General features: G+C 52.2%; 10 protein-coding genes and 9 tRNA genes. 2 read left to right on the top strand and 17 right to left on the bottom strand.

The features are described from left to right. Positions 1 to 42 precede the first annotated feature (42 nt). The 3 genes from I2G61_RS13060 to I2G61_RS13050 all read right to left on the bottom strand — a co-directional run bounded on the left by I2G61_RS13060 (position 43) and on the right by I2G61_RS13050 (position 4,349). On the bottom strand, positions 43 to 2,001 hold the full coding sequence (locus tag I2G61_RS13060) for a S9 family peptidase (RefSeq protein ID WP_072684896.1): 1,959 nt from the start codon (positions 1,999 to 2,001) through the stop codon (positions 43 to 45). Positions 2,002 to 2,028: 27 nt separating this feature from the next. Continuing rightward, the gene (locus I2G61_RS13055; RefSeq protein WP_072684895.1) at positions 2,029 to 2,985 is read right to left on the bottom strand and encodes a carbohydrate kinase family protein; all 957 of its coding nucleotides are present in this window, start codon (positions 2,983 to 2,985) and stop codon (positions 2,029 to 2,031) included. A 137-nt stretch (positions 2,986 to 3,122) separates the two neighbouring features. After that, positions 3,123 to 4,349 (bottom strand): GGDEF domain-containing protein, encoded by a 1,227-nt coding sequence (locus I2G61_RS13050; RefSeq protein ID WP_072684894.1) that lies wholly within the window; start codon positions 4,347 to 4,349, stop codon positions 3,123 to 3,125. Positions 4,350 to 4,660: 311 nt separating this feature from the next. On the opposite strand from I2G61_RS13050, the gene I2G61_RS13045 reads away from it, so the two are divergent. Further along, on the top strand, positions 4,661 to 4,810 hold the full coding sequence (locus tag I2G61_RS13045) for a hypothetical protein (RefSeq protein WP_159432807.1): 150 nt from the start codon (positions 4,661 to 4,663) through the stop codon (positions 4,808 to 4,810). A gap of 119 nt (positions 4,811 to 4,929) precedes the next feature. Here the strand turns inward: I2G61_RS13045 and I2G61_RS13040 are convergent, their stop codons facing one another. After that, positions 4,930 to 5,775 (bottom strand): retropepsin-like aspartic protease, encoded by an 846-nt coding sequence (locus I2G61_RS13040; RefSeq protein ID WP_195548322.1) that lies wholly within the window; start codon positions 5,773 to 5,775, stop codon positions 4,930 to 4,932. A 242-nt stretch (positions 5,776 to 6,017) separates the two neighbouring features. Between I2G61_RS13040 and I2G61_RS13035 the strand changes: the two genes are divergently transcribed. Beyond that, positions 6,018 to 6,896 (top strand): DUF362 domain-containing protein, encoded by an 879-nt coding sequence (locus I2G61_RS13035; RefSeq protein WP_072684892.1) that lies wholly within the window; start codon positions 6,018 to 6,020, stop codon positions 6,894 to 6,896. Positions 6,897 to 6,988: 92 nt separating this feature from the next. Here I2G61_RS13035 and I2G61_RS13030 read toward each other — a convergent pair whose 3' ends face one another. The 13 genes from I2G61_RS13030 to I2G61_RS12970 all read right to left on the bottom strand — a co-directional run bounded on the left by I2G61_RS13030 (position 6,989) and on the right by I2G61_RS12970 (position 11,927). Further along, positions 6,989 to 7,900: a hypothetical protein gene (locus I2G61_RS13030; RefSeq protein WP_139248630.1), complete on the bottom strand. Its 912-nt coding sequence runs from the start codon at positions 7,898 to 7,900 to the stop codon at positions 6,989 to 6,991. A 302-nt stretch (positions 7,901 to 8,202) separates the two neighbouring features. Further along, a tRNA-Phe gene (locus I2G61_RS13025) sits at positions 8,203 to 8,278 on the bottom strand. 2 nt (positions 8,279 to 8,280) lie between these two features. Next, a tRNA-Met gene (locus I2G61_RS13020) sits at positions 8,281 to 8,357 on the bottom strand. A gap of 23 nt (positions 8,358 to 8,380) precedes the next feature. After that, positions 8,381 to 8,471: transfer RNA gene (locus I2G61_RS13015), tRNA-Ser, on the bottom strand. A gap of 9 nt (positions 8,472 to 8,480) precedes the next feature. Continuing rightward, a tRNA-Ile gene (locus I2G61_RS13010) sits at positions 8,481 to 8,557 on the bottom strand. Between the two features lie 20 nt (positions 8,558 to 8,577). Further along, positions 8,578 to 8,654, bottom strand: a tRNA-Met gene (locus I2G61_RS13005). A 14-nt stretch (positions 8,655 to 8,668) separates the two neighbouring features. Then, a tRNA-Pro gene (locus tag I2G61_RS13000) sits at positions 8,669 to 8,745 on the bottom strand. A gap of 40 nt (positions 8,746 to 8,785) precedes the next feature. Then, a tRNA-Arg gene (locus I2G61_RS12995) sits at positions 8,786 to 8,862 on the bottom strand. 100 nt (positions 8,863 to 8,962) lie between these two features. Continuing rightward, positions 8,963 to 9,049 (bottom strand) — tRNA-Leu (locus tag I2G61_RS12990). Positions 9,050 to 9,055: 6 nt separating this feature from the next. Further along, positions 9,056 to 9,129 (bottom strand) — tRNA-Cys (locus tag I2G61_RS12985). Positions 9,130 to 9,272: 143 nt separating this feature from the next. After that, a complete protein-coding gene (locus I2G61_RS12980; protein WP_072684890.1) occupies positions 9,273 to 10,355 on the bottom strand; it encodes an ABC transporter substrate-binding protein in 1,083 nt (360 codons plus the stop codon). Next, positions 10,339 to 11,142 (bottom strand): ABC transporter permease, encoded by an 804-nt coding sequence (locus I2G61_RS12975; RefSeq protein WP_072684889.1) that lies wholly within the window; start codon positions 11,140 to 11,142, stop codon positions 10,339 to 10,341. Before I2G61_RS12975 ends, I2G61_RS12980 begins: the two co-directional genes overlap by 17 nt. Continuing rightward, positions 11,139 to 11,927 carry an ABC transporter permease gene (locus tag I2G61_RS12970; protein WP_072684888.1) on the bottom strand — a complete coding sequence of 263 codons (789 nt, stop codon included), beginning with the start codon at positions 11,925 to 11,927 and terminating at the stop codon, positions 11,139 to 11,141. The genes I2G61_RS12975 and I2G61_RS12970 overlap by 4 nt, the downstream gene beginning before the upstream one ends. Positions 11,928 to 11,929: the final 2 nt, after the last annotated feature.

Here is an 11,929-nt window from a genome sequence, read left to right as displayed (position 1 = left end):
GCTGTTACGCAGGCTGAAGTTAAACTTTTTCCTTAAATTTCTTTATTTTTGGCAATGCTGATTCATCCAGTCGGTGATCTCGCGCAGCCGCTTGAAGCGGTGCATCGGCTTGCCGCTGCGGGAAAGTTCATGATTTTCGCCTTTAAACAGACAGGCGCGAGCCTCGACGTTCAGCACTTTTAACGCCGTGAACATTTCCATCGCCTGCGACACAGCGCAGGTATAGTCCTCGAAAGAATGAATAAACAACGTCGGGGTACGGCAGAAATCCGCGTATTTCAGCGGCGAATGATCCCACATCTTTTCCATGTGATCCCATGGCTTGCCGCCCTGGTGCAGATCGTCGTCATAGCTGATCCCGGAAGTACCAAAATCGCTGATCCAATCGGCGATGCTGCGCTGGCTGGCCGCCGCCGCAAAGCGATGGGTATGCGTGATGATCCAGTTGGTCATATAGCCGCCATAGCTGCCGCCGGTCACGCCTAAGCGCAGCGGGTCAATCTGCGGATTCTGCGCCAGAATATGATCGGTGAATTCCATGATGTCTTCATAGTCGATCGTACCGTATTTCAGCCGCAGATCGGCAAAGGCATCGCCATAGCCATCCGAGCCGCGGTGGTTGCAGAAGAACACATAATACCCCGCGCTCGCCCAGACCTGCATTTCATGGATCAGCAGTTCGCCATAGGTCGTACGCGGCCCGCCATGGATGTCCAGAATCGCCGGATAGGTCTGATCCGGCTGCCAGCCGACCGGCTTGATCAGCCACCCGTCGATCGTCTGCCCCGCGGCGTTGACAAAGCCCGCGTATTCAACCGGCTGAACGGCCTTATCCTTGAGACACTGTTCGCTGATCTGTGTGCGGCCGGTGACCGCGCCTGTCATGTCGGCCGTATAGACTTCCTGCAGCCGGCCGGGTTCCATCGCGCAGAACACAATACCGGATTTTGTGATGTCAAAGCCGCTGACAGCGCCGTTGAACTCGACCGCTTTTTCCACCCGGTCCTCGTGCAGCCGCATCAGTTCCGTACGATAGCCGATCGTCGATGTAAAATAGAGCACGCCGTTGTTCAACATGAATGTTTTGCCTGATCCGTAACGAACGTCGCTGTTGACGCAGCCGCCGATGGAATATTCGTAATCCAGCACTTTGCGGACTGCTCCGCTCGTTAAATCGCAGCGGTAGAAATCGCAGCTGGTTCCGTTGCCATAAGCCTGCATGTCCGTCGCCATGAACATCAGTTCATCGTTTTCCGCAGCGATCGCGCCAATCCGCAGCTGTCCCTGCGGCACAAGCGTGCGCGAAGTCTGCTTTTCCAGATCGTAACAGACCAGTTCGGATGTTTTCGGCTGGACGTCGCGCCAGTTTTTCCCGGTATAGATCACCTGATGACCGTTGACGATCACCCTTGCGCAATCATAGCCCTGCGGCGTAATCCGCAGGTGCCGGCCTGTGCATTTATTCCAGATCAGACAGCCGCAGCGGTCTGAGTCGATGAATCCGGCGCCGTTGGCGACAAACGGGACTTCGTGCAGAATCACATAGTCCTGCGCGTCGTCGAGTTCTTCCTTTGCCGTGGTTTTGGGATCCAGGGCATGCAGATTTTCCTGAATTTTTAAAACAACCCAATCGCTGTCCGCTACCGGCGTCATCTGCACCACGGCATAAGGGACTTCAAAGGCTTTCTGAGCCTCGCCCTGATTCAGCGTCAAGCGGTAATAAACAGTTTTCTGTTCATTGGATTCCGGTTTGTCCTGCGGCTTGCGCTCCGCCGCAAACAGGATCGTTTCTTCATCCTCAAAACAGAATGACGAAACCTGACCGTCGCTGATCAGCGGCTTCAGCTGCATTGTTTGCGGATTGACTTCCATCAAGTTGGTACGGTAGCTGTTTTCCGCCTTGTCCATCTGAGTTTGCAGGCACAGGACATGCGCTCCGGAAGCAGCCAGACTGTGCACGAAACGATAGTCTGTTAAGTCTTGAATTTGTATTTTTTCCATGTTGTTTCCCACCTCACTATGAATTGGTTACAGGATACCGCACTTTCCGTTCCCCGGCAAGTCCTTTCCGATTTTTTGCCGCCATGCCCCAAGCACTGTGCGGAATTCGTTTTCATCCAGACGCGCGGAAGGCCGGGCGACGACTCGGGCGGCCATTGCGTTAGCCAGATCCACCGCGGCTGCCAACGGCCATCCTTGTTTCAATCCCGCTAACACGGTTCCTGCATGACAATCGCCGGCGCCGATCGTGTCCACAACTTCACTCTTGACCCCCGGAAGCGCTTGATAATTGCCATCCGCTGAGCAGCATACCGCGCCCAGTTCACCCCGGGTGATGATCACGGCGCTGCCGAAGCGGCCGCGCAGCGTTCTCGCTGCCGCTTCAACTGACTGGTTCCCGCTTAACCAGCAGGCTTCCGCTTCGTTAAGATGCAGGATCGGCCGGCATGCTTCGATCGCCTGCCAGCGCGATGAGTCCAAATGCATAAGCCGGGCTCCTGGCGCAAAGAAAACCTGCGGTCCGGGATGCTCACGCAGCCATTTCAGCATTGCCAGCCCGGTCGGTTCCTCCAGTTCAATCCCGCAGACATACACGTAATCGAGCTGCGCCGGATCCAGATCTGCCAGCCATTCTTCGCAAAAGCCATATTCCGCGCCGTGCGTGGACAAAAATGTGCGCTCGCCGCTGTCTTCCACCAGACACAGGCAGCAGCCGTTATCCCATCCCTTCACCACGATCGCCGGCGACAGTCCCTCCTCGCTTAAAAGCTTCCCGGTTATCTGGCCGAAAATACCGTCGCCGGTGGGCGAACAGTGAAACAGCGGCAGCCGGAACAGCCGCAGCATCCGCGCTGCGTTGTACGCACAGCCGCCCAGCGCCATCGTCATGGAGCGCGTATTGATATCCTCCTGGGTTACCGGCAGATGCGGTACCCGGACGATCATGTCGATCACGGTTGATCCCAGTATCAGTGTTGTTTTCATTTTCTTGTCCCCTTATTTTTTCCGTTGGTTTTATCATACCATGCCGGTCCGCAAAACGAACGGCAACCTCACAGAATTAAAAGAAGAAGTGAAAAACAGGTCCGAGACAGCGAAATAAAACGATATATGGAAACGCATCAGTAAAAGACGCAGCTGTTTTTCCCCTGGCGCTTGGCCTGATACATCGCCGCGTCGGCTTTCAGGAATAATTGCCGGTACGTCGTTCCCTGCGTGGGAAAGAAGGCGCAGCCAATACTGCAGGAAATTTTCGGCAGCGCAGCCGGCGCCTGACGCAGATGCTGCAGCTGCTGGCGAATGTGATCCAGACGCGCGCCGACCTGATCGCATGTGCCTGCTTCCTGCATTAAAACGACGAATTCATCGCCGCCGATCCGTCCGACCAAATCCTCCGGCGCAAACAGAGCGCGGATCTCGGCCGCCGTCCGCCGCAGCGTTTCATCGCCGCAGTCATGCCCATATGCATCGTTGATCTGCTTGAAATTGTCGATATCCATCACCGCCAGCGTCATGCTTTTTCCCACCGGAGCCTGCCGCAGCGCTTCCTCAATCAGCTGCTGAATCTTAAACCGGTTATATAATCCGGTCAGACAGTCCTGATGGGCCAGATGGCGCAGCCATTGGAGCTCGCGCCGCTGCTGATCCATATCGCTTAACAAGCCCAGAACTCTGACCGGCTCACCTTGCGCATCCTTTTCCAACGTCAGCTCCAGCCGATACCAGCGAATGCCTTCCTTTCCACATTCCAGACTGAGATCCACAGTCGGAACCAGATTCCCCCGCTGCAGCTGGCTGCGGATTTCCGCAATCTGAGCGGCGGAGGGAGAACGACGATGGCTGTCAGGCAGATCCTGAACTTGTCCCACAAGCGAAGGCTGGAAATGAAAATGCGCAAACCAGTTTTCTGACACCTGCAGCGTATCCTGACGGATATCCCACTCCAGCCAGAATTTCCGCGTTTGCATCAGGAGTTGTTCCAGAGGGGCGGACCGGCTCTTTTCAAGACTGCGATTTTTATTCACTGCCGGTTCTTCAACCAGCGTCAGATGGACAAGCTGATCCAGAAGTACGTCGATCACAAGCAGATACCGCAGTGTTTTTTCTTCGCAGAGAACCTGTCCCTGCTGCAGCATCAGCTGCCCGGAAAGCATCTGGACCCTCGGATTGCCGCGGACGGTAACCGGCGGTTGTTCCCGCAGCCACCTCGCGGCCACTTCCCGGCCATAAATTTCAAGATCACCGCTCAGGATAGCTACTTCCGGCCGCAGCCGATGGTGAAGCTCCGTCAGCTTTCCCATTTTGATCAGCTGCATTAATTCTTCTAAAAAACAAGCGTTTCCCTTCATCAAAATTCCACCTCGTATCAGATTTATTGTAGTGGCTGATTGCGACGAAGATTGTCGAATTCTGCTGCGCGCGGACCGCTGAGCGCATTGCGGCCCTTTTTCAAATGGAGGACGAATAGCTTCAAAACGCCGGACTTCCTGCATTCATACGGTTATTCTTTAAATTCAACCCTTTTTTGAGCCCTTGTCAGGAATCTGTAATAAATTGTTAAGCTGCACTTCATTTCCCTGACCAAAGGATATGATATAGTAAGATCAAGAATAAAAGAGCGTCTGGCGCTTATGCTGAAAATAAAAGGAGGGATTCCCCAATGCCAAAAAAACTGACTGCACTCTACAAGTTAGCTGCTATTCTGATCGTGATCGCCTCTGTTTTCTATTTTTCATCCGGAGCGCTGAATCAAACGCCGAATTTAAACGCTCCGAACATGCCGCTGTCGCAGATTTTAATTCCTGACTGATCTCTGATTCTCTGAAAACGCCAAAGTGGAACGTCCTCCCTGCTTTCTGATCTGCGGCGTTTTTTTTGTGATTTCCGCTTTTTGCATGAATAAAGAGAATGATCCCGGTTTGTGTGAATTTATTCCGCCGTTTTCGGTTCGAGGATCAGCCGGCGGTTAGGATAATCCAGGCGCCAACCGCGGCCTGCCAGCACATCCGCGCCCAACAAGCCGGCGACAGCCTCTCCCTGTACGGGATATAATGGGCGGTTGATCACCGCTATGCCGTCAAGGATGATTTTTGCATTGCCGATCCGCAGAGAAAGCGCCGGCAGCCGGCGCGCGGGAACCTGCGTTGAACCGTCGACACCTGTCAGCGTTTCAAATTCCAGCGGCAGCGAATCGGGCAATCCTTGATCGAGCAGGGGACCGCCTATAGTATCGGTATTGCCGCTGTCAAATCCCCAGCGCATGAGCTGCCCTTCTGTTTCCGCCTGCACCATGGGCATATTATCCCAGCCGATCAACTCCTGCTCAGCACTTGGATCCGCAACCGAAGCCCTCACTGACAACCGCTGACGTTTCTCATCCCATTGCCAGCAACATAATTGAAGGACGTCCCACCCCAGCAGTCCGTCGATTTTTACGCTCTGTCCGGCTGCCAGCTCCAAGTCGAAAGCTTCATCCCTCAGCACCATCCAGGTCTGATCCATTACCAGAAGCGGCCCGATCTGTACGGTCTCCGCCCGCCATTTTTCTGCTTGAATCCGCCCCAATCCGCTGCCCCCGCCAACGACTTGTTCATGCAGCGGCCGCAGATTGGCCGCCTCGGCGATGGATCTGCGCACAGCGCTGCAGGAGGCGCCGGTATCAAACAGAACCACTGCGGGATAACCCTGAATAAGAATCGGAATCGGAAGTACGTTGGGTAAGCCCCGATCAATCCGGGTCAGCACCGGACCTGCATCCTGCCATATCAGTTTCATCATTTCACCTGCTTTCTGCTTTCTGCTTTCTGCTTTCTGCTTTCTGCTTTCTGCTTTCTGCTTTCTGCTTTCAGTATACCAAAAAGAAAAAGCAGCGGCTGCTTTTCGGTCAGAATTATAAAGTTTTTGATTATGTTCGTTGATCTGACAAAAAAGAATTGACTTGGAGTGAACTTCAGGCGTTACAATAAAGCCACGGGGAAACGAACTACCCCGTCTGCAAAGTAAGGGAGGCACATCCAATGGAAAAATCTAAGGTCTATTTTACCAAAATCATCACTCCGGAGAAAATGATCGAAATGGAAGAAATTCTCGGCCGGCAGCTTAAAGGCAAGGTCGCGGTGAAGCTGCACAGCGGCGAAGTCGGCAACCAGAACTTTCTGCGTCCGGAATTCATGAAACCGGTGATCGACAAAGTAAACGGCACGGTCGTGGAATGCAACACCGCTTATGAAGGACAGCGCAATACGACGGAAGCCCACTGGCACACAATGGAAAAGCATGGCTGGTCCAAGCTGTTTTCCGTCGATATTCTCGACGAAGACGGCGATTTGGAATTGCCGGTGAACGGCGGAAAGGTAATCCAGAAAAACTTTGTCGGCGATCATCTGAAAAATTATGATTCCATGCTGGTGCTGACGCATTTTAAGGGCCATCCGATGGGCGGTTACGGCGGAGCGCTGAAAAATATTTCGATTGGCCTGGCGTCCAGTTATGGTAAAGCTTACATCCATGGGGCTGGCGTCGCGGAAAACATCTGGACCGCGGATCATGATCAGTTCCTGGAATCCATGGCCGACGCCGCAAAGTCAATTTTGGATTATGAAAAAGAAAACATTGCGTTTATCAACGTGATGTGCAACATGTCGGTCGACTGCGACTGCTGCGCAAAAGCGGAGGATCCGAAGGTCAGAGATATCGGTATTCTGTCCTCACTCGATCCGGTTGCACTGGATCAGGCATGCCTCGATCTTGTTTATCAGTGCGAGGATCCGGGAAAGAAGGATTTAATTGAAAGAATTGAATCCCGCCATGGAATTTATACTATCGAAGCGGCGGCCGCGTTGGGGATTGGCTCGCGTGAATACGAACTGATCGACGTCGATCATCTACAAAAGTAAACCCTTGAAAGCTTAAACCTGAAAAGAGGAACTCCGGGATTAGAAAGCGCATGTTTCGTCTGGCGCCCCACCTGGAAATTCCTCTTTTTTGATTAGGCGTGCTGTTCGTCCATCAGCTGATTCCATCGCAGAACGGAATTGACGGACGTTTCCAGCCAGTAAAGAAAACGGGTGCCCGGCAGACGCGGTTCGCGCTTTTGCATCGTCTGGACAAGCGGCGCGCCATCTGCCGCATTGTGCCACAGATCGACAAAGATTGTATCGGCCTCGCCGGGTTTCAGACGATCCACCACAGCGAAAGCGTCGTCATGGATGATTGTTAATTTTTCAGGATTCTCCCATTGCGGCAGGATCCAGCGGGTAAACCAGGCGATCACCGCCGCTTCCTTCTCAACCACAACAATTTGTTCAACGTCTGCTTTGCGTGAAAGGTGATAAGCGAAATAACCCAAGCCCAGTCCGCAAACCAACACTTTTCCGCTGGCTTGTTTCAGCAGCGGCCGCATCGTGTTGATCTCGCTGGGAATCACGCTCATCCATTCAACGCCATTCTCATAAACACAGGGATAACGGTATTCCGTATCGAAATAGCCCAACTGCGGACATTCCGCCCCGGTTTCATCCACGCGGTAATCGTCATAGATCAAAATTTCAAACGGCTGATAGCATTCCCAGCGCACCGTCCAGGCGCCTTGCGTGCTGTCCGGGAAATGAATGTTGCGCAAATAGGCGTCAGCTTCATAGTCAGCCGCGGACAAGTGCCGGAATCCCGGCTTGAAATATTGTTCGGCCAGCATGCGGTGCTGGGGATTTTCGTCAAGATCCAGCCCTGCGATAATACAAAAGAGAGTATAGACGGCGTCTGTCTGCGAGAGTCCGCAGCCAGAGCACAGGGACTCCACCATTCTCCGCTCAATGGCGCAGGGATTTTCCTGCAGATAATCGGCAACGAGTTGGGTCATCGCGGAATTGAGTTTCATCCGCTTAACTTGTTGATCTGTCATTGTGTTTCCTCCTGCATTATCATCCGCCTGTTTCAGTTCAGCCCAGTCCGTTGCTTCTGCCGTTTTTAATAAAAGGGAGAGAGCCAGCTGCATTTTGGTTCTGCTTTCTGCTTTCGAATCTCAACACTGTTATCAGTTTCTTGACCTGAGATGTAATTCACTTTAGCTAAGATTGCAGCAACGTACAGCGATCAGCCGGGGTCGCCGGGCTCATTCGGAATCCTTCCGCGCTTTGTCTGCCGTTCATTTCACTTTGTCCCCGATAACAAAAAAACCTGTCCAGCGACAGGATTTTTAGTAAGTGGTGGTTCCAGCCGGGATTGAACCGGCGACACATGGATTTTCAGTCCATTGCTCTACCAACTGAGCTACAGAACCATTGGTTGCGGGGGAAGGATTTGAACCAACGACCTCCGGGTTATGAGCCCGACGAGCTACCAGACTGCTCTACCCCGCGATAACTAAGTATGAAATTTTCAATGGCGGAGGAACTGGGATTCGAACCCAGGCGCCGGTTTCCCGACCTACCGGTTTTCAAGACCGGACCCTTCAACCACTTGGGTATTCCTCCAGAATGACTTGGTGGACCCTGTAGGACTCGAACCTACGACCAGCCGGTTATGAGCCGGCAGCTCTGACCAACTGAGCTAAGGGTCCGCAGATCCTAAACAATCAAATGGTAGCGAGGGTGGGACTCGAACCCACGACCTTCCGGGTATGAACCGAACGCTCTAGCCAACTAAGCTACCTCGCCATAAATTTAAATCATGGTCGGGATGACAGGATTCGAACCTGCGACCCCTTGATCCCAAATCAAGTGCACTACCAAGCTGTGCTACATCCCGAAATATAAGTTCCCAATGGGAACTGTTTTTTTTAATAAAATGGCGCGCCCAGTAGGAATCGAACCCGCAACCTTTTGATCCGTAGTCAAACGCTCTATCCAGTTGAGCTATGGGCGCGTATCTTGTTGTTCTTATCAACAACGCTTTGTTATTATAACAGAGTTCGTGTTGATTTGCAACAACTTTTTTTATTTTTTCACAGCTTGATTTTTAGGATTGGTGGGGATGACGGGACTCGAACCCGTACGATGTTTCCATCACCGGATTTTAAGTCCGATGCGTCTACCGATTCCGCCACATCCCCATTTGTTGGAGGTACCTGCCAGATTTGAACTGGCGATCACAGAGTTGCAGTCTATTGCCTTACCACTTGGCTAAGGTACCATTTCGCTGTGCTTTATTATTATATATGAACTCCTATCAAAATGCAAGGCTAAAATGAAACGATTTTCGGCGTTTTTCAAAACGGAAAAGGCGCCGATTGCGACGCCTTTTTTCATACGCTCAGTCCACAAAGACTCAGCTTTTTAACTGTTTTTAACTTTGATCCACAGATCTGCCAGTTTCTTTTTTAAAACCTCATTGTGCTTGAATACTTCATCCTTCGGATAACCAACGCGCGGCAGATACGCCGGATTTCCATCATATTCTCCACCCACGGCGCTCATTTCTTCCAGCACATTCTTGTTGCTGGAAGCATAGCCGACCGTGCTGGAGTTGTCATAGGAAGCGTCGTCAGACAAAATGTAATTGATGAATTCATTGGCCAGCTTCGGACATTTCGCATTCGCCGGGATGACCATTGCGTCGCTCCACAGGTTCGTGCCTTCCTCCGGCAGCCAGTAAGCCATGTCCTCATTTTCAGACAGAATATAAGCCGCGTCGCCGCTGTAAACGACGGCGATATCCTTTTCGCCGGTGACCATGCCGTCGATGACTTCATCTGTCACATAGGAAGGATCGACCTTCTTATCCATGTCCAGCAGCCATTCATAAGCTGCCTGAATCTCGTCTTCATTTTCTGTATTCATCGAATACCCCAGCGCCTTAAACGCCATCATGAACGAATCCCGCTCGGAGTCATAGACGAACACATGTCCCTTGTATTTCTCATTGCGCAGCACGTCGAAGCCCTGCGATTCCACATCTGCCGGATCGACGTTGTTCTTGTTGTAGACAATTCCGACCATGCCCCAGAAATATGGCGCAGAGTAGGTGTTATCCGGATCGTAGGACAAACCCTTGACGCCGTCGGCCAGGTTCGCCAGATTCGGAATCATCGACTTATCCAGCGGCTGAAGCATATTTTCGTCGATCATCCGCTCGATCATGTAATCGGAAGGCACCAGCACGTCATACTGACTGCCGCCCAGCAGCTTCGTATACATTTCCTCGTTGGAGGCAAACATGGAGTAATTGATTTTGACATTGTACTGTCTTTCAAAGTTGGACAGGACGTTTTCCCCGACATATTCGCCCCAGTTGTAGACGTTCAGCGTGCTGCAGCCGTAGACCTCCTGCGGATCAATGTCGCTCTTGCCGCCGCCCCCGCAGCCGCCAAGCGCAACGACCATCAGGCCGCACAAACCCAGTTTAACCCAGTTTTTCATTTTTCTTCAATTTCCTTTCTTTCATCAGCGGAACGACGTTGACCAGAATCAGAACGACGGTGATCATCACCACAATGATCGTGGACAGCGCGTTGATGCTCGGATTGATCCGCTTGTACATCGAATAAACGTAAATCGAGATGTTGTTGATGCCCGGACCGGTTGTAAAGAATGAGATGACGAAGTCGTCAAACGACATCGTGAAGGCGATCAAAGCACCGGAAACGATGCCCGGCATGATCTCCGGAACGATGACCTTCGTCAGGGCCTGCCATGGGGTCGCGCCCAGATCCAGCGCGGCTTCCGGCAGGTTGGGATCCATCTGGCGGAGCTTGGGCATGATGCTGAGCATGACGTAGGGAATACAGAATGCGATATGCGCCAATAACAGCGTCATGAAGCCGGTTTTAATATTTAACGAAGTAAACAGAAGCATCAAGCCGATCGCCGTGACGATTTCCGGGTTCATCATCGGCAGATTGTTGATCTGCAGCGTGAGTTCCTTGACGATCCGCCTGGATTTGGACAGACCGATCGCCGCGATCGTGCCGACGATCGTGGAAACCACCGTTGCGATGACCGCGATGACCACAGTGTAATAGATCGACTCCATAATCGTGCGGTTGGCGAACATCTTTTCATACCACTGCAGTGAGAAACCGGTGAATTTGCTTAACGACTTACTGTCGTTGAAGGAGAAGACGATGACATAGAGAATCGGCAGATAGAAGAATGCGAGAACCAGTAACAGATAAAACCGGGAAAACAAGGATTTCAGTTTTTTCATGCGCGGGTTTCCCCCTTATTCTCATAGTCGACCTTCTTGGTGATAAACATCGAGATCATGATGATCACCGCCATGATCAGCGAAATCGCCGAGCCGAAGTTCCAGTCGCCGGTAGAAATGAAGTAGTTCTCAATCAGGTTGCCGACCAAAACGTAATCGCCGCCGCCCAGAAGCTTCGGAATGAAGAAGCTCGATACCGCCGGCAGAAAGACGAGCGTAATGCCGGAAATGACGCCCGGCATTGACAGCGGCAGCGTGACGCGCAGGAAGGTCTGCACCTTGTTGGCGCCCAAATCCTCCGCCGCGGTTAACAGGCTCTGATCCATTTTAGTCAGCGACGTATAGATCTGTAAAATCATAAAGGGAATAAAGTTATAAACCATGCCGACAAACACCTTGAATTCGCTGCTGACCGGAAAGTTCAGCAGAATGCCGCGCCAGGCGTAGGTTCTGACAAGCATGTTGATCCACATCGGCAGCGTGATCAGCAGAACCATGATCGCTTTGCGGTTGCCGTCGAGCTTGGCGATGAAATACGCCGCCGGATAGCCTAACAACACGCAGATGACCGTCGTGATCAGCGCGATCTTTAACGACCGCCACAGCACGTTGGGAAAAATACTGTCGGAGAAAAAGCGGGCGAAGTTATCGAGCGTAAACTGCAGCGTCAGTACGGAGTTGCCCTGCTTGGTGAACGCGTACAGCACGATCAGAAGCATCGGCGCCAGAATCATGATTGCGATCCAGATCAGATAGGGATACAGCATGCGCGCAAATGATTTCATAG

Origin of the sequence: Holdemania sp. 1001095H_141210_F2 (assembly GCF_015558105.1) — a bacterium.
GTDB lineage: Bacteria > Bacillota_I > Bacilli_A > Erysipelotrichales > Erysipelotrichaceae > Holdemania.
Note: the sequence above shows the minus strand (reverse complement) of the source record. Positions and strands in the feature narration are given on the sequence as shown.